The organism is Mycobacterium sp. NGS66, assembly GCF_059812225.1.
On record NZ_JCALCG010000014.1, the window covers coordinates 138,850 to 162,083 of the forward strand.

Annotated in this window: 13 protein-coding genes; 10 read left to right on the forward strand and 3 right to left on the reverse strand. The window is 64.6% G+C overall.

Going from position 1 to position 23,234, the window contains the following annotated elements; all coding sequences use genetic code 11:
* Positions 1-182 precede the first annotated feature (182 nt).
* Entirely contained in the window at positions 183-9,287 is a 9,105-nt protein-coding gene (locus AC5Y2L_RS22775) for a BTAD domain-containing putative transcriptional regulator (protein ID WP_499944677.1), read from the reverse strand.
* Between the two features lie 132 nt (positions 9,288-9,419).
* Here AC5Y2L_RS22775 and AC5Y2L_RS22780 point away from each other — a divergent pair, with 132 nt between their 5' ends.
* On the forward strand, positions 9,420-10,055 hold the full coding sequence (locus AC5Y2L_RS22780) for a class I SAM-dependent methyltransferase (RefSeq protein WP_499932063.1): 636 nt from the start codon (positions 9,420-9,422) through the stop codon (positions 10,053-10,055).
* A gap of 27 nt (positions 10,056-10,082) precedes the next feature.
* The gene (locus AC5Y2L_RS22785; protein WP_499932061.1) at positions 10,083-10,514 is read left to right on the forward strand and encodes a nitroreductase family deazaflavin-dependent oxidoreductase; all 432 of its coding nucleotides are present in this window, start codon (positions 10,083-10,085) and stop codon (positions 10,512-10,514) included.
* Between the two features lie 3 nt (positions 10,515-10,517).
* Here the strand turns inward: AC5Y2L_RS22785 and AC5Y2L_RS22790 are convergent, their stop codons facing one another.
* A complete protein-coding gene (locus AC5Y2L_RS22790) occupies positions 10,518-11,327 on the reverse strand; it encodes a TetR/AcrR family transcriptional regulator (RefSeq protein WP_499932059.1) in 810 nt (269 codons plus the stop codon).
* Here AC5Y2L_RS22790 and AC5Y2L_RS22795 point away from each other — a divergent pair, their 5' ends adjacent.
* A complete protein-coding gene (locus AC5Y2L_RS22795) occupies positions 11,328-12,518 on the forward strand; it encodes a glycosyltransferase (RefSeq protein ID WP_499932057.1) in 1,191 nt (396 codons plus the stop codon).
* Positions 12,519-12,595: 77 nt separating this feature from the next.
* Here AC5Y2L_RS22795 and AC5Y2L_RS22800 read toward each other — a convergent pair whose 3' ends face one another.
* Positions 12,596-13,357, reverse strand: a complete 762-nt coding sequence (locus AC5Y2L_RS22800; RefSeq protein ID WP_499932055.1) for a sensor domain-containing protein — start codon at positions 13,355-13,357, stop codon at positions 12,596-12,598.
* Positions 13,358-13,474: 117 nt separating this feature from the next.
* Between AC5Y2L_RS22800 and AC5Y2L_RS22805 the strand changes: the two genes are divergently transcribed.
* The 7 genes from AC5Y2L_RS22805 to AC5Y2L_RS22835 all read left to right on the forward strand — a co-directional run bounded on the left by AC5Y2L_RS22805 (position 13,475) and on the right by AC5Y2L_RS22835 (position 23,228).
* A complete protein-coding gene (locus tag AC5Y2L_RS22805) occupies positions 13,475-13,714 on the forward strand; it encodes a hypothetical protein (RefSeq protein ID WP_499932053.1) in 240 nt (79 codons plus the stop codon).
* A 153-nt stretch (positions 13,715-13,867) separates the two neighbouring features.
* Positions 13,868-15,667 (forward strand): serine/threonine protein kinase PknE, encoded by a 1,800-nt coding sequence (locus AC5Y2L_RS22810; RefSeq protein WP_499932051.1) that lies wholly within the window; start codon positions 13,868-13,870, stop codon positions 15,665-15,667.
* 173 nt (positions 15,668-15,840) lie between these two features.
* On the forward strand, positions 15,841-17,055 hold the full coding sequence (locus AC5Y2L_RS22815; RefSeq protein ID WP_499932049.1) for a CaiB/BaiF CoA transferase family protein: 1,215 nt from the start codon (positions 15,841-15,843) through the stop codon (positions 17,053-17,055).
* Between the two features lie 87 nt (positions 17,056-17,142).
* A complete protein-coding gene (locus tag AC5Y2L_RS22820; RefSeq protein ID WP_499932047.1) occupies positions 17,143-18,978 on the forward strand; it encodes a serine/threonine-protein kinase in 1,836 nt (611 codons plus the stop codon).
* 21 nt (positions 18,979-18,999) lie between these two features.
* Entirely contained in the window at positions 19,000-20,871 is a 1,872-nt protein-coding gene (locus tag AC5Y2L_RS22825) for a serine/threonine-protein kinase (RefSeq protein WP_499932045.1), read from the forward strand.
* 46 nt (positions 20,872-20,917) lie between these two features.
* Positions 20,918-22,762 (forward strand): serine/threonine-protein kinase, encoded by a 1,845-nt coding sequence (locus tag AC5Y2L_RS22830; protein WP_499932043.1) that lies wholly within the window; start codon positions 20,918-20,920, stop codon positions 22,760-22,762.
* Positions 22,763-22,955: 193 nt separating this feature from the next.
* Entirely contained in the window at positions 22,956-23,228 is a 273-nt protein-coding gene (locus tag AC5Y2L_RS22835) for a hypothetical protein (RefSeq protein ID WP_499932041.1), read from the forward strand.
* Positions 23,229-23,234: the final 6 nt, after the last annotated feature.

Below are 23,234 nucleotides of genomic sequence, written 5' to 3' on the forward strand. Positions count from 1 at the left end.
TCTGGGACGGGCAAAAGACACAATCCCCCTTTTCCGGTGACTGGAGTGACTGGTGGGCAACGTTATACCGCATCTTAGGGGTGCCGTTTCTAACGCGACCGCGGATCGGGCTTGGGCGAAGATCTGCAGATTCTTCAGTTGAGGAATCACTGCTGGGCGTCCGCGGGTGACTCCTGTCGCCTCTAGAGCTCAGAGGTCGGCCGTTCGAGCTCGTCGAACTTCGCGAGCGCGGCATCGAGGTCTGTCTCGTCGAACATTTCGAGATGGCTGATTAGATTGCCTTCAACCCGGTAGACGTCGATCATCCGCCACTCGGCGTCGAAGTCGTCGTGCGAAATGCCGCGCGCGGTGTGGGTGACAACCGCACCGACCTCGCTCAGCCGGTGCACGGACTCCATATAGATGCTGATGCACGACGTTTGGTCCCAGAGGGCGTGGATGGATGCGGACAGCTCCTTCGCCTTGATCCTTACGAGCTGCCTGTGGTCGAAGTATGTCCAATCCGGCGTCGTTGCGGGAAGTTCGTGCCGGTTGAAACCGGCGTATAGCCCTGCGATGACCGACCATGTCTGTGCGTAGGCGGCGGCCTCGCCGGCGAGGTGACGGTCGTCGAGTTCTTCGAAGGCGGCGTCGATTTCGTCGATGCCGAACGAGATCTGGCCGGTGATTCGCTCGTCGATGCCGATCTCGACGACGATGAGCATCTCGATGCTGAATTCTCCCTGACGCTGGTCGCGGTTCGGGGAACAGATACGCATGAGGGCGAGGCGCTCGCCGCGGGTTGCGATTACGTCCCACGATATGGGCGCCGCTTCGGCGAGGGCCTGCAGGTTGGCGACGACGGCGTCGCGACCGTCCCAGAATCCCGCACTTGTCACCGCGTCGTGGCGATCGTCAATGACGCTGTCTGCAGTGAGGATTTCGGCCAACGCCGCCCAGTTGCGAGCTCGAAAGTACGTGTAGAAGCGGTCACCCGCCCGGCTCGCCGCGTTTTCCAGTCGCGGCCGCGGGTGCAGTTCGTCGAACCGAGCGAGCGCGGAGTCGATGTCCGACTCGTCGAAGAGTTCGCAACGGTTGATGACATCGCGGTCAATCGACAACACCGCGATTTCCCGCCATTCCGCGTCGACACCGTCCTGCGAGGTTCCACGCGCCACATATGTGAAGGCCGCGCCGAAATCGGTTAGCCGATGGACGGTTTCGATGTGAATGGCGAAGTGAGGCATGAGATCCCAGGTGGCTCCAAGGGATGGAACGAGGTCACCCGTTGCTGTCGTTGTCACTCGCCGGTGGTCGATGTTGACCCAGCCCGGCGCCGTCGGTGGAAGTTCGCGGCAATTCAATCCGGAGAATGTTCTCGCAATGACCGACCAGGTTTGCGAGTAAGCAGACGCTTCGCCGGCGATGTATCGCGCCTCGAGGTCCTCGAATGCGGCGTGGACGTCGTCGGGGTCGAACAAGAGTTGCGTGGTGATCCGATCGTCGGTGTCGACCTCGACGATGCCGAGCATTTCGATGCCGAACTCCCCGTGCCGCAGGTCGCTGTTCGAGGAAAGCATCCGGGTGAAGGCGAGACGCTCTCCGCGGGTCGCAATCACCGTTAACGCTAGGTTCGCCCCGGCCTCGGCTAGCAGGCGCATACTCGCGATCTGGTCAGCTCGGCCATGTCGGACTCCGGCGCCTATTACGCGACGACGATCGTCATTGGAATAGTTGTCGGACAATATTTCCGCCATGGCGTCCCAGTCGCGGGCCTCGAAGAGTCGTAGGAAGCGCTCGGCCAGACGGCTTGCCGTGTTTTCCAGCCGCGGTGTCTGAGAGTCCAGTTCGTCAAACCGAGCAACCGCGGCCTCGACGTCTGCCTCGTCGAACACCTCACAGCGGTTGAACAACTCGCCTTCGATGGTGAGCAGGACGATTTCCCGCCATTCGGCGTCGAAGCCTTCCTGCGAGGTTCCCCGCACCACATGGGTGACGACGGCACCGAGGTCACTCAACCGGTGCACGGTTTCGACGTAGACGCTGACGTTGGGCGCTAGGTCCACCGTCGCGTGCATGTATGCGGTCAGTTCACCCGGCATGAACGCTCTCGCACGTCGATGATCGATGCTCATCCATTCGGGTGCCGAGAATTCGTGTCGGTTGAACTCGGCGTAACCCCTCGTTATGACCGACCATGACTGCGCATGAGCCGCCGCTTCGCCGGCGAGGTAACGAGCTTCGAGCTCCTCGAACGCGGCGCCGATGTCGTCGGGATCGAACGAGACGAGCGCGACAATCCGCTGTTCGGCGTCGATTTCGAATACAGCGAGCAGCTCGGTGAGGTATTTTTCGGGCCTTTGATCGGGGTCGGATAGTCGACCGCGGATGAGGGCAAGGCGCTCCCCGCGGGTCGCGATGACGGTCGACGCAAAGCTGGTGACCCACAGATCGGCGGTCGTCTGCATAGCTGCGATCTGCTCGTCTCGACCATGCCGAATTCCGGCGCCCACCACCCGACGGCGATCGTCACCGGTATAGTCGTCGGCCAATATGTTAGCCAGGGCGTCCCAGTCGCGGGTGGCGAAGCATGTTGAGAACCGTTGAGCCACTTTACTTGCCGCGTTTTCCAGCCGCGGCGTGGGTCGGCTGAGCTCTTCGAACCTGGCGATCGCGGCGTCCAGATCTGTCTCGTCGAAGATCTCGATTCGGTTGATGAGGTCACCTTCGACCGTGAGCACGTTGATGCCGCGGAATTCGACGTCGGAGTCCTCCTGGGAAGTCCCATAGCCCACCCAGGTGAAGACTCCTCCGAAATCGCTTATCCGATGCACGGTTTCGATGTAGATGCCGCCGTCGGAGAGGAGGTCCCAGGCAGTACGGATGTACGCCGCCAAGTCACCCGACACGAACGCAATCCCAGGTCGGTGGTCGATGTTGACCCAATCCGGAGTCGTCGGCAATACCCCGCGGCGATTAAGTGCGGCGCAACCTTCGGTGATGACCGACCATGTGTGGGAGTGCGCGTCCGCTTCGCCAGCCAGGTAGCGCGCGTCGAGTTCCGCGATGGCGGCGTCGAAATCGTCGAGGTCAAACACGACGACGGATGCCATCCGCTCCTCGGCGTCGATCTCGACGACGTGCAGGAGTTCGACCTGAGATGCCTCGGGGTCGCGGCCCGATGCTCGAAGACGGGTTAGGATAAGGCGCTCGCCGCGTGTGGCGAGGACGGTCGTGGCTACGTTCGTGATGTCAAGGCCAGCTATCGCCCGCAAGTCGAAGATCGCGGCGTCTCGACCATATCGGACTCCCGCGCTCACCACCCGACGGCGATCATCAGCGATGAGATCGTCGGCTATAACCTCGGCTATCTTGTCCCAGTCGCGGGCGTTGAAATGCCGGAAGAAACGCTCGTAGACGCGGCTTGCGGCGTTTTCCAGCCGGGGTGTCGGCCGGCTGAGCTGTTCGAACCTCGCGATCGCGGTGTCGAGATCGGTCTCGTCGAATACCTCGCAACGATTGATCAGGTCGCCGTCGACCGCGAGGACATTCGCCACCCGCCACTCGGCCTCGCCGCACTCGTCGGACCTCTCCCGCGCTACGTTGGTGATCACGGCTCCCAGGTTGTTCAGCCGATGGACTGCCTCGATGTAATGGCTTACGTCGGGTGCGATTTCAAATACGGCATCGAGGAACGCAGGCATTTCGCCGGGCGCGATGGATGCGACTCGCCGATGGTCGATGTTCACCCAATCTGGCGTTGTCGGCGGCAGTTCGCGCCGATTGAGCGCGGCAAAGCCTTCCGCGATTACCGCCCATGTGCGCGCGGACGGCGCCGCTTCGCCGGCGAGGTAGCGGGCATCGAGCTCGGCTATGGCTGCGTCGAAGTCGTCGAAGTCGAACGCCATATGGACCGCCAACCGCTCATCGGTATCGATCTCGACGACACTGAGAAACTCGATGCGGTTGTCCCGCATGAAGATACACGAACGGCACAGTGCCAGGCGCTCGCCGCGGGTAGCGATGACGGTCGACGTGATTTTCTCGGCACCAAGCTCGGCGACGGCTTGAATGTTGGCGATTTCGGCATCCCGGCCGCGTCGCATATCGGCGTTCACCATGTGGCGACGATCGTGATCGATCATGTTCTGCGCCAAGCTATTTGACATCGCGTCCCAGTCCCGGGCCGCGAAGTAAGTGTTTATGCGCTCGTACACCCGACTTGCCGCGTTCTCCAACCGCGGCGTCGGCCGACTCAGCTGTTCGAACCTCGCGATCGCGGCGTCGACATCTGCCTCGTCGAAGAGCTCGCAGCGGTTAACCATGTCGCCGACAACCGTTGCGAGGTTGACCCCGCGCCAGTCTCCATCGAACCCCTCGCGCGAAACGCCATGCGCCGCGTACGAGCAAACTGCTCCGAGATCGCTCAGCTGGTGCACAGCCTCGACGTAGGCGTGGATGGTCTGGTCGATTTCCCACCCCGCACGGATATATGCAGTCATCTCGCCAGGTGCGAACGCGGTAACCCGGCGATGGTCAATAGTCACGCAGTCGGGTGTCAGCGCGGGCAACTCGTGCCGGCTGAGCGATGCGTAGGTTCCCGTGATGACCGACCACGTGTGCGCGTGAGCGGCCGCTTCGCCTGTGAGATAACGCCGTTCGATCTCGGCGATGGCGGCGTCGAAGTCGTCTATATCGAATACGACACGGCTCAGCACCCGTTCGTCGGAGTCAATCTCGACGAGGGACAGCATTAAGTTGTGGAAGGCGTCGGGCCCTTGATCGGTGCCGCTGAAGCGGGCCTGTGTGAGGACCAGGCGCTCCCCGCGGGTCGCAATGACGCTCGACGTCACTTTGGCTCCCAGATCGGCTAGCACTCTGGCGTTTTCGATTTCGGCGTCGCGACCATGTCGAAGACCGGCATTCGCCACGCGACGACGATCGTGATAGAGCATGTCATCGGCCAGAACCGCGCTCGCCGCGTTCCAGTCGCGGTCGGCGAAGTATTCGTGAAGGCGCTTCTCCACTCGGCTGGCTGTATTCTCAAGCCGTCGCGGCTGCTCTTCCTCGAACCGGGCATACGCGGCGTCGAGCTCGGCCATCGCGGCGTCCATGTCTTCGACGTCGAACCAGACCTGTAACGCGATCCGGCCTTCCTCGTCCAGGCCGGCTATATGCAGTAGCTCGTCTTGCGGCGCCCCGGAACTCAGGTCTGCAGTACCGATCAACACGCGGGTGAGGGCAAGGCGGTCGCCACGCACGGCAACGGCTGCATGTTGGTAGCGCACCAAGCCTGTCGTCAAAAAATGTCGCATTTGGTGTGGCCACTGGTCCGATGGGAGCTGGAGCCGCGGAAAGCCGACGACCTTCCTGCGACTCTCGACCGACACATACGGGGCAAACAGCTGGACTATCTCGTCCAAGGCCCCGCGATTGACCGCGTCGATTAACCGGCCGCCCGCTTGGACACAGGCGTTGGTCGGTTCGGTGCTCGGCATTTCCCGTGGAGTTGGTGGCGCCTTAGGCTCGCCGAGAACGCGGCGTGCCTTCTCCGCCAGTGCCGCAGCGCCTTTCCGCTCGTACAAATCCGCGGCCCGCGCTGCGGCAGACCGTGCACCTGCATCGTCGCTCGCAGCGGCCAAAACCGTTGCCAGCGTCAGACATGCATCGCCGTGATCGACCAACGCGTCGGTTCGCTCGGCCAACTTGACGGCAGCCTCGGCAACTCGCCGAGCCTCGCTATGATCCCCGGCAGACGACAACAACTTTGCCCGCAGCGTGCGCCACGCGATCGACGCCTTCAACGCATGCCCAGCGAGACGCTCACTCTCCGAACACAATTCGTCGGCCTCGGCCGCACGGCCGAGCGCCAGACAAGTACGGCCCAGCAGCGCTGCGGTCTCGGCCGTGTCGGCGTCGAGGCGCATGCGACGAAAACCGTTGTAGGCCTGACGAAGATGCGGCTCAGCGGCGGCGGGATCGTCGGCGACCAACTCCACGATGCCAGCAAACTGCTCAACCTCGCATAGGGCATGGCGCAGGCCGAGCTCGGTGACCGTCCGTCGGGCCGAGTCGATCATCCGCCGGGCGGCGGATGCCCGGCCGCGGAACGCCTCCAGCACGGCCTGGCAGCGCGTCGACGTCGCCTCGACGGCGGGGGAGTCGGTCGTGATCCGCAGCAGCCGCACGACGTCAAGGCACCGCCCGCCCGCGCGTGGAACCGGGTTCGGTCCCCACAGCGCCGCCAGCGGCGCGCCCGCCAAAACCGCGTTCACCCGGCGGTATTCACGCGCCCGTCGCGCGGCGGTAAGTGCATCGTCCAGGGCGACTTCGCATTCGGCGATTCGCCCCAGGCGGCCCAGGCACGTGGCCCGAACGGTATGGGCATTGGCTTCTCCTGCGGGATCGTCAAGTGCCGCTAGCTTTTCGGCGGCCGCGGCCAGCGCGATCTCGACTTCGTCCAATCGCTCGGGATGGATCAGCACCGACAACTGACCGTCGAAGCATGTCGCCCACGCGGCTAGCCGCGCCGAATCGACTGTCGCCTGCTGCAATTGGGAAACCGCGCCTGCCGCTGAAGTCACGTCTCCCGCGGCCAACAGCGCCTCGCAACGTGCGATCAACAGTTCGGCGACTTGGTCGTCGCGGTCGGGCAGCTCCTCGTCGAGCTCCTCCAATGCGTGCAGGGCATGGTCGTAGAGGTCGGCGGCACCTTCATAGGCCAGTCGCGCCATGGCCTGGTCGGCGGCACGGCGGCAGTAGAAGACGGCCTTGGCCGCGTTTCCCGCCCAAGCACATTCGAAGTAATGGTGCGCCAGCTCGGCCAGCAGCTCGTCGTCGGCGCCGGGCTGGGTCTCGAGTGTGGCGGCGATGCGCTGATGCAGGCGCATCCTGCGCACCGATGCCAATTCGGCCAGCAGCGACTGGCGCACGATGGCGTGGTTGAACCTGTAGTGACCGCCGGCCTCTTCGATGACGATGCCCGCCTGGCAGGCTTCGTCGAACGCGTCGATGAGATCGCTCCCGACCACCTGCTCGACCAGTTCCACGGCAAACCGGCTGCCCACAACCGCGGCCGCGGAAAGCGCTTTGTTGGTTTCGGCCGGAAGCCGCGAAAGCCGGCGGCTCACCGCTTCGCGCACGCCCTGCGGCAGGGTGCTCTGATCCCAGACGCCGCCGCTTTCATCGACGTGACGCAGGGCCTGGATGAGGAAAAACGGGTTACCACCAGTGACCGATGCCAGCGCGTGAGCGAGTTCCTCATCGTCGTAGCCGGCCTCGGCGACGTAGGCGGTCACGTCGTCCTGATCGAGGCCGCTGAGGCTCAGGCGGTAGGCCGTGCCGTCACGGTGCAGGTCAGCGAGCATTGCCGCCAATGGGTGGGAGCGGTCCAGGTCAGTGCTTCGATACGTGCCCACGATCTGCACCCGGGCGCGATCGCCGAACCGCAGCAGATGCCGCAGTAGCAGCAGCGTTGGTTTGGCTGCCCAGTGCAGGTCGTCGAGTACCAGCACGATCGGCGCGCTGGTGGACGCGATCTCCAACAACGCAACGACGGCATCGAACAGTGCATAGCGTTCGGTGTCGGGATCCGCGCGAGCCGGGGTGGCCAGATCGGGTACGACATCGGGCAGTCCGGGAACCAGTGGCAGTAATGCCTCGACACCCCGTAATCCGCGCAGCGGGGCGGCACCCATGCCGGGCACCAACGCACGCAGGGCTTCGGCGAACGGCTGATAGGGCGCGCCGAGGTCCTCGTCGCAGCGGCCGTACAGCACGACTGCCCCTTGCTCATACGCCCGTTGCGACCATTCCCCGGCCAGGCGTGTCTTGCCGACGCCGGGTTCGCCCGCGATCAGCACGGTGCGCACACCGCCCGCGAGTGCGGCCTGCCATGCATCCAGGAGTCGTTCGAGCTCGTGACCGCGCCCGACGAACGGTCCGGGGCCGCCCAGTACCCCTGGGAATCCGGGCCGCTGTATCGGGTCGGCGTGGGTCTGCGGTTGCGGGCTATCCTCGGCGGCCTGCAGACGAAGCTCGAATACGTGCTCGGGGCGCGCGAGGTTTTTCAGCTGGCGCATCCCCAAGTCGGTGAGTTCGACGTCGTCGGGCAGCGAGTCGATGACCAGCTCCGCGGTCGCGCCTGAGCACAGGATCTGCCCGCCTTGGGCCAGCGACCGCAGGCGCGCGGCTCGGTTGACCGCCCGTCCGAAATAGTCGCCGTCGCGCAGCTCCACCTCTCCGGTATGCAGGGCGACGCGGACACGCAGGGGATCGCGCAATGCCCACGGCTCGTGAGCGATCGCGTCTTGCATCTCGATGGCCGCGGCGGCGGCCGCGGACGGCCGCTCGAACACCGAGAACGTCGCATCGCCCTCGCCCCGCGTTTTGATCAGTCGTCCCGCGCGCGATGTGACGACCTGTTCAATGAGCTCGTCATGGCGTGCCAGGGCTGCGGCCATGGCATCGGGGTCCGCCTCCCACGCGGCGGTCGATCCTTCGATGTCGGTGAGCAGGAAGGTCACCGCCCGCGTCACCGGCGAAACATTCTGCGCCACAGGGATATCCAGGGACGCATCCTGCGCCACGATCGCGGCTTCCAGCCGCCGCAGCTCCGGTCCCGGGTCGACGCCCAACTCCTCGGCCAGTAACGCACGCGCGCGTTGATAGGCGCCCAGTGCCTCGCCCTGCCGCCCGGCCCGGTAGAGCGCGAGCATCAGCTGGCCCCACCGCCTTTCGCGCAGTGGCGCCTCGGCGACCGCCGCCTCGAGATCGCCGATGATTTCCGCGGCACGTCCCGTCGCGAGCAGTGCGTCTGCCCGATCCTCCACCAACGCGGCGTGCCCTTCGATCCAGCGTGTCTTTTCGGACAAGCCCCGACTGCCGTCGGGTAGTTCGGGAACGCCGCGCCACAGGGTTAGCGCCTCGTCGAAGCGGGCCACCGCTTGGCCGGGATCACCGGCGGCTGCGGCATCGCGCCCGGTTCTGGCCGCCGATTTGTAGCGCGTGGCATCCACCTCGGCCGCGGCCACAATCCAACCTGCGCCCTCGGTCAAGACGAAGCCGTCGCCAAGAGCGCGGCGCAGCGCGGAGATGTGGGTTTGCAGGGCCTTGGCGGCGGTGCGCGGCGGATTGTCACCCCAGAGCAGCTCGATCAGCGTGTCTGCCGAAACCACCGAACCGGTGTGCAGCCCGAGCATCGTGAGAATGGCGCGCGGTTTCGCGCCCGGGATAATGACGGGCGAGCCGTCAAGCCGGACCTGGAGAGGCCCCAAAACCCCCAGCTCCACCGATGGAAGCGTACTCATATCGGCCATCGTCGGTAGCACAATTCAACAGATGGTCAAGGTCGAGTAAAGGCTCGACGCATGCCGCGAGCATGACCCGGCGGACCGGGCGGACCCGGCCGGCACTGACCGCGCGCCGGTAGTGTTGGGCAAATGACTGAACCGCGACGCCGGGGGCTCAACGACGCGGTCACACGGATGTGGACGTTCCTGGCCCCGGCCTACGATCTCCCGTTTCTGCAGCAATGGGTTTACCGTCCGCCGCACGACGAAGTGATTGCCCGGCTGCGTGCGCACAGATCGCGGCGGATCGCCGATATCGCCTGTGGCACAGGTATTCTCAGCGATCGGATCGAACGCGAACTACAGCCCGACGAGATTTACGGTATCGACATGTCCGACGGCATGCTCGCGCAGGCTCGCTCGCGATCAAGCCGGGTCAAGTGGCTGCGTGCACCCGCCGAACAGTTGCCGTTCGACGACGGAGCGCTGGACGCCGTCGTGACGACATCGGCGTTTCACTTCTTCGACCAGCCGGCGGCCCTACAAGAGTTCCACCGCGTGCTGGCATCCGGGGGACTGGTGGCGGTCGCGGCTCTCAGCGCACGGCAACAGCTGCTGCAGGCACCCTCGACGCATCGGTGGAAGCCTCAGCACAACGCCTCGCCGGCCGAGATGCGGACGTTGTTCGAAAACGCGGGATTCACCGTGATCGACCAGCACCGTATCCGGCGGCCGCTGTGGACTCGGCTCATCTCCGACCTGATAACGGTCGGCACCAAGAGCTGAGCAGCCCCCACGTGTCAGGATGGCAGAATGACTGACGACGCTATAGGTGCGGAGCGCGAGTTCAACGAACAAAACATCGAGGAGTTCCGCCGCAACGGCGGCAAAGTAGGCGGGCAGTTCGAGGGGTTTCCGCTGTTGCTGTTGACGTCCACCGGCGCGAAAAGCGGTGCGCAGCGGGTCAATCCGGTCGCCTACTTCGATATCGACGGCAAGATCTACATCGTCGGCTCCGCGGCCGGCCGGGACAACAACCCCGCCTGGGTGCACAACATTCGCGCGCACCCACAAGTAAGCGTCGAGATTGGTTCGCAAGCGCCGAAGCCGGCGACCGCTCGTGAATTGCCCCGCGGCGAGCGCGACTCGATCTACCCGATCGTTGTCGAGCGAGCGCCCGGATTCGGCGAGTACCAGCAGCGCACCGACCGGGTCATCCCGGTGTTCGAGTTGGTTCCCGCCTGACGGCTAGGACCGCAAGACCGTCTCGGCCAGCATGCGCCGAACCCAAGCTTGGTAGCGATTAACGCTCCACCCGTCCCGGTGGGTAATGCGGAGGAACGTATCGACACTGCAGATCACCGCGCTGGTTTCGACCAGCTCGTCGAAAGAGAGGTCTTTGCGCAACCATCCCGCGTCGCGCCAGACCCCGAGTACTCGCCGAACCTGTTGGTTTATTCCTGCGATGAAGTCATTGAGATAGCGATCTAGTTCGGCGTCGACGCTGGCCCCACCGATCAACGCAAGGCCGAGTTTTGCGGTCCGTTCATGTATCTCGGCCACAAACGCAACGAGATAGTCGAGCGCTTCGTCGCGATCCCGAATGGCGATCAAGCGGCGACCGACCTCCAGATTGAGCAGGTTCTTCTCGCCGGCGACTCCTAACGCGGCGTATTCGCAGGCCGAGATCAGCAGTGCCGCTTTGGGGCCATGTCCCTGCACCGTTTCGGGAGAAACGCCGGCGACCTCGGCGATCCGCGCCAAGGAAGTGCGGGCGTAGCCATGATTGGCGAAGAGTTTGGCCGCTGCGGCGATCACCCGCGAACGCGTCTGCTCCGCTTGCTGCTGGCGCAGCTCTGAACGATATGTCCGCGACCGGCGCGAAGGCTTTGCGGATATTGACTGCGGTGCCATAGTAATGAATACTACTACCACGCAGCGAAGCGTGACCCGAGGGGGCGCACCGTGAAATCGATCCTGATCGCCAGCATCCCCGCCCAGGGACACGTGGCGCCGATGCTCGGCATCGCTCGCGGATTCGCAGAACGCGGTGACCACGTGCGGTTCGTTACCGGCGCCCGTTTCGCCGACAAGGTCGCCGCGACAGGCGCCTCGCACATCCCGCTCCCGCCCGACATCGACTACGACGAGAGTTGTCTCGAGCAGTATCCGGAGCGCGCGAAATTGAAGGGCATGAAAGCGGCCGCGTTCGACGTCGAGCACTTCTTCGCGCACCCGGCACGGGCGCAATACGAGACCCTGATGGCACTGCATGCCGAGCACCCTGCCGACATCGTGTTGGCCGAAGGGAATTTCATTGGGGCAACGATCCTGCTCGGACACCCGCGCACAGCACGCCCGCTGGTCGTGATGTGTGGTGTCATACCGCTTCCGATCAGCAGCGTGGACACCGCGCCGTTCGGCCTGGGTCTTGCGCCCGCTCGATGGGGCAACAGGCAACGAAACGCCGTGCTATCCGCGCTAACCCGCCGAATATTCCTGCAAGCCAACAACATCGTGGACAGCCAGTACTATCAGGTGCACAATAAACACCTTCCACGCGCATTCATCGACTGGGGCACCCAAGCCGATGCCATCGTCCAATTCACTGTTCCCGCGTTCGAGTACCCGCGTTCGGATGCACCGCCAAACCTGCGCTTCGCCGGACCATTGAGCGCCACCGGATCCCAGGCCCCGCTACCGGACTGGTGGTCCGACCTCGACGGCACTCGCCCCGTTGTCCACGTCACCCAGGGGACAATCGCCAACGTCGACTATCGGCAAGCCATCGCACCGACCTTGGAAGCCATGGCCGACGAAGATGTGCTCGTCGTGGTCAGCACCGGCGGACGGCCCCTCGACACGCTGCCAGAGCTGCCCGAAAACGCCCGCGCGGCAATGTTTCTCCCGTACGACGAACTGCTGCCACGCACTTCGGTCGTCGTCACCAATGGCGGATACGGCGGGGTGCAGTACGCGTTGCGTTACGGGGTGCCGATCGTCGCGACCGGCGGCAAAGAGGACAAGCCCGAAGTGGGTGCACGCGTGAAGTGGTCCGGCGTCGGGCGGCGACTCCGGACCGACCAACCCTCGTCGCGCGCCTTACGCAAAGCGATCCTCGCCGTGCTGAACCAGCCGCGCTACCGCGAAGCGAGCCAACGCATCGCAGCTGACATGGCCGCTGCACCCGGCTTTGACTGCTTGGCCCAGGTGGTCGACAAGCTCGTCGCGACCAAGCAGCCGCTTTGACGGCCGCGAAAGTGCAGCTGCCGACGGTGTTACTCGAGAAATGCGTTGGCAGTTGCACTTTCGCGGTGCGCGCGCCCTTAGGCGGTGGCGTTTATCAGTTCTTCGATCTTCTTGATCCGTTTGGCCACCAGCGTCTGGATGTCGACGGAGTGATCAGGAGAGCAGGTCACGATCTGCGACACCACATTGGCCATAGCGATCACGGCGAAGTCGCAAAGCCATTGCTCGCCTTGAAGTTTGGTCGACCACTGGGCGACCTCGGCGGAGCTTTGCTGCAACGGACCGGGTTCCACGATCACCTTCCGCTGATCGTTGCCCCATGAGGTGATCGGGTGCTGGCATCCGGACACGGTTTTTCGAACCGAGTCGAGAAAGCCCGCGGCGTTGAACCCGGTGGGGTAGCTGGCCGATACCTCCAGTAGCTGATGCTGGTCCTTCCGGGCGTCGGACTGGGTACGCGCCTCGCGACCCGTGTAGTTCTTCGGGAAGAGCGCATAACCGCCGTAACCGGCGACGCCCTGGCACTCCGTCGGGTCCGCCCCGCTGAACAGAGCGGACTGCATGTCTTGCTCGAACAGCGGACTGCCGGCCACCACCGACAACGATTCGGACGGCGTCAACAAGTCGACCAGCTGGGAAGGAAATATCGGACCACTGGATGCTCCGCCGCGCTTTTCCGCTTTCGGGGTGCCGGCGACCACGCTGGTACAAGCTGCGAGCAGGACGCACACGAGAAGCCAAACCCCGCAAACCGCGCGCGATAGCGCGACTGGTCGGCGATTAGGCATGGCGCGGCGCCACAGCACGATCTGATCTCCTTGGCCGATGTCGGACTCCATCTTTGCGCATAGTTTGCCGAATAGCAGTCCAAACAATTCTTGATGATGCCGTCCATAGGTGGCACCTTGGATTCCGACGGGCGATTGAATTCCGCCGAAAGGGGAAAGTCACATCCAATGGCGAGGTTTCGAGTTATCGACCCACACGGCCGGGTCGTCGCGACGAAAAACTTCGGCAGCGCCGAGGCCGCATACCCGTGGTTTATGGCTTTGATAGCCGGCAGCACCGAGCTGGGCTGGCGCATGGAGGTCGACGACGAGGGGCAGTGGGCGTTCTTCGACGACACCGAGGGTTTCACCGCGCCATCCAGCCGGCGTCCACCGCCAAACCGCCTGGCCGTGCCGGCGGACAAATAAGCTTCGCATTCACCTTCGGACTGTGCGCCGGCATCGCTCAAACCATTAGCCTAAGCACGCCAGCGCATATTCGGGTCCGTCGCAACCGTGACCGGGGCGCGCATGCGCTCCTTGCCGGTTTGCGGCGGGCGCTGGCGAGGTGAGGAGTCGGCGATGGGTGACGCTTCCGGTTCACGGGAGGGCACGCAGTTCGGGCCGTATCGGCTGCGGCGCTTAGTGGGTCGCGGCGGCATGGGCGATGTATACGAGGCCGAGGACACCGTCCGCGACCGAATTGTGGCGCTGAAGTTGATGTCGGAGACGCTCTCGCGCGATCCGGTTTTCCGCGCCCGCATGCAGCGTGAGGCGCGCACCGCGGGACGGCTGCAGGAGCCGCATGTCGTGCCGATTCACGACTACGGAGAGATCGACGGGCAGCTCTACGTCGACATGCGCCTGATCGACGGCATCGACGTGAGCACCATGTTGAGCCGTTATGGGCCGCTGTCCCCGCCGCGAGCGGTGGCGATCGTGCGTCAGATCGGCTCCGCGCTCGATGCCGCGCACGCCGCCGGTGTGACCCATCGGGATGTGAAGCCGGAGAACATTCTGATCAGCCGCGACGACTTCGCTTACCTCGTCGATTTCGGAATCGCCAGCGCCACGTCCGACGAGAAGCTGACGCAACTCGGCAGCACCGTGGGCACGTTCAAATACATGGCACCGGAGCGATTCAGCGACGCCCAAGTCACCTATCGCGCCGACATCTATGCATTGACCTGCGTGTTATACGAGTGCTTGACCGGGTCCCCGCCCTATCGGGGAGACCAGATCAGCGTCATGAGCGCTCACCTGCATCAGGCTGTCCCGCGGCCCAGTGCCGTGCGGCCGGGAATCCCGGTGGCCTTCGACAACGTGATTGCGCGCGGGATGGCCAAGAATCCCGCTGACCGCTTCGCGACCTGCGGTGACCTTTCCGCGGCCGCCTACGCGGCGCTGGCCACGCCCGATCAGGATCGCGCCACCGACATCTTGCAGCGCAGCCAGGTGGCGAAGCTGCCGGCCGGGTACGCGGCCCCTCCACCCAGCGGGTTCGCGGCCGTACCGCCCGCGCCCCCTCGGCAGCCGCCCTACAGTCCGCCACAGGGAACGATGTGGCCGGGGCCCTCCGGCCCTGGGCAGGCTGTCACTCCGCGTCCGCCGTTACCGCAGCCGGTGCCGTGGACGGGGACACCACCATGGGGTCAACCGTCGTTCCAGCAGCCCCGGCGCTCGCGCACACCCTGGGTGTTGGCGGGAGTCGCCGCAGCCGTCGTGATGGCTCTCATCGGCGGGGTGCTCATTGTCGTGGCCAAGCCCTGGGAGTCGCCCACTCCAGAACCGTCGCCGTCGCCGCCACCGCCCCCAGACGCGGTTGCGCTGAAGGTTCTCGACGACGGTGTGTTCGTCGGCAGCTCGGTGGCACCGGTGACGATCGACATCTTCAACGAACCACTCTGCCCGCCGTGTGGCACGTTCATCCGCTCCAACGCGAGCGACATCAACGCGGCGGTGAACAACAAAAAGCTCGCGGCGCGTTACCACCTGCTCAACTTCCTCGATACCTCGTCGAGCAGCAAGAATTACTCGACACGTGCCGTCGCGGCGACGTATTGCGTTGCAGCCCAAAACGATCCGAAAACCTATACCGACTTCTACTCCAGCCTGTTCGCCGGCGACTTTCAACCGGCGGAAGGCGGCGCCACCGACCACACTGACGGCGAACTGGCCCAACTGGCCAAATCCGTCGGCGCTAACGACTCCGTGGTCAGTTGCATCAACTCCGGAGCTGACCTGGGCACCGCCACAACCAAGGCCGCAAACGGCAATAAAACGATGTCCGCGCTCCACTCGACCGGGACGCCGTTCGTGTGGGACGGCTCCAAGTCGGTTGACATCAAGGCGCCGGGCTGGCTCGCCAAGCTGACCGGCTAGCTTACCGGCCGTCGAGCCTGCGCTGGCGGCCCCGAAACTGCGCACAGGGTGCGACTTTCCGTCGACGGGTAGCCCTGGGTGCAGTCTCGATTCGGCAGGCCGCGCAAGCGGTCCAATGACGTCAGGTAATACTCGACCAGGAAAAGCGCGATCCGACAAATGGAGGGTATTCAATGGCGAAACCACTCGAAGGTATCCGGGTCTTGGAAGCTGCCGTGTGGACGTTCGTGCCCGCGGCCGGAGCGGTGCTGGCCGAATGGGGCGCCGAGGTAATCAAGATCGAGCCGCGCGTGGGCGGCGACCCGCAGCGTGGGCTGGTCACTATGGGCCTAGTCCCCGGCGGCCCCGAAGGCGTCAACTACATGATCGAGATGCCCAACCGGGGCAAGAAGTCGATCGGTATCGACATGACCACCCCAGGCGGGCAGGAGGTGGTGCACGAACTCGCCAAGACCTGCGACGTGTTCCTGACCAGTTATCTGCCGAGCAGGCGCAAGCGGTTCGGGATCGAGCTCGACGACATTCGCGCCGTCAACCCCGACATCATTTACGTCCGCGGATCCGGCTACGGCCCCAAGGGGCCCGACGCGGACAAGGCCGGCTACGACGGGGTCTCGTTCTTCTCTCGCGGCGGCATCAGCGACGCTTTCACCCGAGACTTCCCCGAACCCGTCATGCAGACACCGGCATTCGGTGATCTGCTGGGCGGCTTGACGATCGCCGGCGGCGTCGCGGCCGCCCTTTACAAGCGCAAGGCGACGGGGGAGACATCGGTGGTCGACGTCTCCCTGCTTGGGCTGGCGTCGTGGGCGATGAGTCCGCAGGTCACCGCCGCCATGCTGTACGGCGGCGACCCGATGCCCAACTTCACCCACCGCGACATGCCCAATCCGCTGGTGGGCACATACAAGACCAAGGAAGGTCGCTACATCACCTTGATGATGCTGCAGGGCGAAAAGTTCTTACCCGAGTTCCTTTCGGTGATCGGGCGCTCGGATCTATTGGAGGACAAGCGATTTTCCGATCCTCATTCGCGCTACGAAAACCGGGGTGAGTTCATCGACATCCTGGATGCGGAGTTCGCCGCGCACACCGTCAACGAGTGGCGGGAAATTTTGGCGCCGTTGTCGGGCGCGTGGAGCGTGCTGCAGAAGCCGAGCGAACTGCGGCACGATCCGATGGTTGTGGCCAACGGCTACATTCCTGAGGTGCACGCGATGAACGGCGCGCCCTACATCCTGCCCACCAATCCAGTGCAGTTCGACGAGGAACAGGTGAGGCCCAGCGGAGCGCCCGAACACGGTCAGCACACCGAGGAGGTGCTGCTCGAGGCGGGCGTCGAGTGGGACAAGATCGAGCAGTACAAGGAGCAAGGCGCCATCCTCTAGCCGGGTTCCTTGCGCGAGAAGACGCAAAATCACCCAGAATTAGCCATTTTGAGGAGATTTTGCGTCTGCTCGGCACAAAATTTGGGCATGGCACTCGAGGTCGGTCAAGTGTTCGCCGGCTATACCATCTCGCGGGTGCTGGGCGCGGGCGGCACGGGCGCGGTCTATCTGGCATCGCATCCGCGGTTGCCGCGCGAGGAAGCGCTGAAGGTATTGCCGGCGGATCTGACTACCGATCCGGAGTTTCGGGGCCGGTTTGTGCGTGAGGCCGATCTGGCCGCCGGGCTGTCGCACCCGCACATCGTCAGGATCCATGACCGCGGGGAAGTCGACGGCCAGTTCTGGATTTCCATGGATCACGTGGCCGGTACCGATGCCGCGCGGTTACTACATGAGCAGTACCCGAACGGGATGCCGCTGAGCGAAGCATTGCCGATCATCACCGCGGTGGGTTCGGCGCTGGATTACGCGCATCATAAAGGGCTGCTGCACCGAGATGTCAAGCCCGCCAACATCTTACTGACCGAGCCCGACGGGCACGGCCGGCAAGTGTATTTGGCCGATTTCGGCATTGCGCGGGCCGTCGACGATGCCGCGGGGCTGACGGCGACCAATGCCACGGTGGGCACGGTGTGCTATGCCGCCCCCGAGCAGCTGCGAGGGGAGGCGATCGACGGTCGCGCCGACCAATATGCGTTGGCGTGCACAGCTTTTCACCTGCTGACCGGGGTGCCGCCATACGGTGAGTCCAACCCCGCAGTGGTGATCAGCCGCCACGTCAGCGCGCCGGTGCCTTCCATCGGCGCCCACCGGCCCGATCTGGCCGGACTGGACCCGGTGTTCGCCACGGCGATGGCTAAGCAGCCTTCTGCCCGGTTCGGCAGCTGCCGAGAATTCACCGACCAGCTGAGCCGAAACCTGACTGAATCACCGCGGCCCGAACCTGCAGCACCTTCCGCCAAGCGACGGCGCGGGATTGTTCTGGTTTCGGCGCTGGCCGCGACGGCGTTGCTCATCGCCGGCGCTGTATTCGCCGTCGTCAAGCTCGGCCAGCATCCCCCTGCGGCCGCTGCGCGTAGCACTGCGCCAGCCGAGGGCGGGCGTCCCAATACTGGCCCCTTCACCGGCATCTACCGTGTTCAGTACGGTCAGGGCGCTTTGGTCGGCGGCGCTCCCGCGCCCGGGGCGCTTCCGACGACGGAAACCTTCGCGGTCCGCTCCGTGTGTCGCTCGACGGGCTGTGTCGCGACAGCGTCACGCCTCGACGGCGACACGACCTACGCTGTGCATCCGGTGTTCGACGAAGTTGGTGGGCGCTGGATCGGAGTCAACCTCGGCTCACATGCCTGCCGGGACAACAACTCCGCCGAAGTGTGGGACGTGTTCACCCTGCAACCAGGGCCCGAAGGCGGCTTCACCGGCGACTACAGCGTGTTCGCCGCCAACGAATGCGGCGGCACGCATTCCGTGGCCTTCACGCGCATCTCAGATGTGGACGTCAACACGCTGCCTGACCCGTCGGCATTACCGCCCCGGGTGGTGTCGCCGGCCGCGGCATTACACGGGCGCTACCACCAGCGGCGAATATTCAAAGCCCAAGGCGTACAACAGCAAATCGACTTTGCGGTGACGACCGACTGTCTGCGCAGCGGCGATCGCTGCATGAGCTACTTCTACGCGTCTTCGGGAGAGGTGGAACCGCTGTTATTCGGCGGCGGGAAATGGGTTTTAGACACGTCGGTAGACGCCAACTGTCCGCGCAGCGGCGCTCCGATGCACGTGACCAGGACCGGCCAGTACCCCCTGCCCCAGCCGGCGCAGAATCCGATCGCAGTGCTCACCGGGCACGGTAAGCATGTCCAGAGCGCACCATGCGCGCTGACTGCGGAATTCGACGAAATACTGACGCGCACTGGCGATTAGCGCGAGAAGTACCATGTGGCCATGCCGATTGAGGTTGGTCAGGTGTTCGCCGGCTACACCATCGAGCGCGTCCTGGGCACCGGCGGGATGGGCACGGTGTACCTGGCGGCCCACCCGCGGCTGCCGCGCAAGGATGCACTGAAGGTGTTGCCCATGGATCTGACCGCCGATCCGGAGTTTCGGGCGCGGTTTCTGCGCGAGGCTGACCTGGCGGCGAGTTTGTCTCACCCACATATCGTGTCGATCCATGACCGCGGTGAAGACGACGGCCACTTCTGGATTTCGATGGATTACGTCGCCGGTACTGACGCGGGCCGGCTGCTACGAGAGCACTACGCGCATGGCATGCCCGTCAGCGAGGCGCTGTCGATCATTACCGCGGTCGGATCGGCGTTGGACTATGCGCATCAGCGCGGCTTATTGCATCGGGACGTCAAGCCGGCCAACGTGCTATTGGCGGACCCCGACGGACAGGAGCGACGGGCTTTTCTCGCCGACTTCGGCATCGCGCGCCGCATTGACGATGCGGCCGGCCTGACCGCCACCAACATGACAGTGGGCACGGTGGCCTACGCGGCGCCCGAGCAATTGAAGGGCGAAGCGATCGATGGACGTGCCGATCAATATGCCCTGGCGTGCACGGCATTTCACCTGCTGACCGGCGCGCCGCCCTACGTCCACTCCAATCCGGCGGTGGTGATCACCCGGCATGTCACCGCACCGCCGGCTTCGATCGGCCAGCGGCGCCCCGAGTTGGCTGCGCTCGACTGGGTGTTCGCCGTGGCGATGGCCAAACATCCCTCCGCCCGGTTCGGCAGCTGCGGGGAGTTCACCCACGAACTGCGGCAGGCGCTGAATGCGGGTTTCACTTCCGGGCGTCGTCAGGTCGCCCTCCCCGAAACCCGGCCCGTGCCTGCCACGACCGCACCCAGCTTGCCGCCCTCGCCCGTCGGCAAGCCGCGGGCGCCTCGTCGACGGCTCCTGATCGGCGCGGTCGTGGGTATCTCGCTGCTGATCGCCGCCGGCGTCTTCGCGGTCGAAAAGCTTTCCCGCCACGACCAGCAGCACCAGCCGACGGCTAGCGACGGACCCTTCACGGGCACGTATCGCACCGACTTCGGCCCTCTCAGCAGTGGCGTAGACGTGGCCCCGAATACCGTTGCGGCTCCTGCGATCACGAGCACCTATGGCGTGCGTTCGGTATGCCGTTCCACCGGTTGCGTTGCGATGGCAGTGCGAGTCGGCGGCGCTCCCGTAGGCCCGCCGACGGTGGTGCTGGACCAGATCGGTGGGAGTTGGGTGGGAGTGGTGCTGAGCTCGGATCAATGTCAGGGCGCGGCGACCGAGTTCTTCCAGGTATTCACTTTGCAGCCAGGCTCTCCCGGTACTTTCGCCGGGACGTTGACCGCGACGTCCCGCAACGTCTGTGCCAATACTCGAACCGTCATTTTTGCCCGCACCGGCGACGTGGACGTCAACAAGGTGCCCGACCCGGCCGGCCAGCCGCAGCGGGTGGTGTCGCCGGCCGAAGCCCTGCATGGGCGCTATCAATCCACCCGAACCTTCACCAACGGGCTTCCGCAAACGTTGCAAAACTATGCGGTCACCACGAGATGTCTACGCACCGGTGATCGGTGCATGAGCTACTTTCATGCGGCGTTGAGTGATGCACCGCTGGTATTCGGCGGCGGGAAGTGGGTCTGGGACGTGGACGGCCTGGGCCAATGCGGGTCCGGGGCGAGCACGCAGCTAAAAGACACCGGGCAGTATCCGTTGCCGCAGCCACCGCAAGATCCGATCACCCGGCTCACCGGGCATGGCCACCACGAACAAGGCGCGCCCTGCGCCGCCACTGGTGACTTCGACGAAACATTCACGCGCACTGGCGATTAACACCAATTCGGCCGCGACCGGAAAAGTCTAGTCCTACGATTTGGCCATGCCGCTCGAGGTTGGTCAGGTGTTCGCCGGTTACACCATCTTGCGGGTACTGGGTGCCGGCGGGATGGGTGCGGTGTACTTGGCCGCACATCCGCGGCTACCGCGTGAGGACGCGCTGAAGGTCTTGCCGGCGAATCTGACCCTTGATCCGGAATATCGCGCGCGGTTCATGCGCGAGGCCGAGCTGGCGGCGGGACTGTCTCATCCGAACATCGTGCGCATTCATGACCGCGGCGAAGAGGACGGCCAGTTCTGGATTTCCATGGACTACATCGCCGGCACCGATGCGGCACGGCGGTTGCGCGAGCATTACCCCGGCGGAATGCCGCCCAGCGAGGTGGTGCCGATCATCGCCGCGGTTGGTTCGGCGCTGGACCATGCCCACAATCGGGGGCTGCTGCACCGTGATGTCAAGCCGGCCAACATCTTATTGGCCGATGCCGATGGGCAGCCGCGACGGGTCTACCTGGCCGACTTCGGTATCGCCCGGCACATGGACGACACCGCGGGACTGACGGCGACCAACATGACGTTGGGCACGGTTGCCTATGCGGCGCCAGAGCAGCTCAAGGGCGAACGAATCGATGGGCGTACCGACCAATACGCGTTGGCGTGCACGGCATTTCATCTGTTGACCGGCAAGCCGCCGTACGGCGAGTCAAATCCGGCGGTGGTAATCGCCCAGCACGTCAGCGCTCCGCCGCCATCGATCGGTGCGGCTCGACCCGACCTGGCCGCGCTGGACCTGGTTTTCGCCACGGCCCTGGCCAAAGAGCCGTCGGGCCGGTTCGGCAGTTGTCGGGAATTCACCGATCAGCTGGGCCGGTCGTTGAGCGGCTCGGCTACCAGCGTCCTGCCGTACCCCGTCAGTCAGCCGCCTGCCCGCAAACGTGCGCCTGTCCTGATAGCCGCGCTGGGCGTCATTGCGTTGCTGGTCGCGGGCGGGGTTTTCGCGGTGGTCAGATTCACCCACAAGCACAACCCTGCTGCCTCTGGGGCGCCTCCCGGCACCGCGTCGACTGCGCCGGCCGCGGTCAACGCCGGCCCGTTTACCGGCGTGTATCAGGTGCAGCTCGGCCAGGGCACCACTTTGGACGGCAAGCCGGGCCCGGGTTCGGGCCCGATGTCGGCCACGTATGCGGTCCGTTCGGTGTGTCGCTCCAGCGGATGTGTCGCGACCGCCTCGATGCTGAACGGCGGCGCCAGCCTTGCCTCGTCATCGGTGTTCGACCAGGTCGACGGGCGTTGGGTGGCCGTGACCCTCGACCACAACCAGTGCCGAGGCATGGCGGCAGAAATCTGGGAAGTGATCACGCTGCAACCAGGCGCCGACGGCACCCTCACCGGCGAGTACCGCGGAGCCGCCGCCAACGCCTGCAATCAAAAGCGATCCGTGACCTTCACGCGCGTCGGCGACGTCGACGTCAACAGCCTGCCGGACCCGTCGGCGCTGCCGCCGCGCGTGGTGTCGCCGGCCGAAGCGCTGCACGGTCGCTACCACATCGCGCGAACTTTTTCGAGCAGGCTTGCGCCACAACAGGAGAACCAGGCCGTCGTCACCGATTGTCTACGCACCGGCGAGCGGTGCATGAGTTATTTCCACTCGCTCACCGCTGATACGCCGCTGGTATTCAGCGGAGGGAGCTGGGTTCTCGATATTCAGCACCCCGAGGAGTTCACCGGCTGCCAGCACCTCAACGTGAAAACCTCTGCGCGACTGCCGATGCCGCAGCCACCGCAGAATCCCATCACTCGCCTCACCGGGCACGGGCACCACGAACAGACCGGGAACTGCGCTCTGAGTGTGGATTTCGACGAGATATATACGCGCACAGACGACTAGCCGTCCGGCTGCCGCGTCGGTCACACCTATCCCGTCTGCCGCTGCGAAGGTCGAACAGTCCTTTTGTAATTCGATATCGTCGGCGATATCGAATCGCAAACCGCATTATGCCTTCCCATGCTGGTCCTAGCGCATCGCGGCATCGCCCGGGAAGTCCCAAGCCCCGATTGGGTTTTGGGGTAGCATGCCGCGGGTGTGGTGGACCGAGCTGGCCAGAGAATCCTGGGATGCCCTCTTTGAGCCGCACCGCCGACAAAGCCCGGTGCTGCGAGCCATCGAGTTGCTCGACGAAATCGAGGACGACCCCGCGGCCGCTTGGGAGAAAGCTCAGGAAGTCCGCCTGCCGGGCCTCACGCGATCCGTGCGGCGCACGCTCATCGAGCTTGGCACGCCAAGTCTTTGGATCTACTGGTCGTTGGACGCCAAGCGCGGCCCGATAATTCTGGACTTTCTCTTCGACGAATAGACCAGA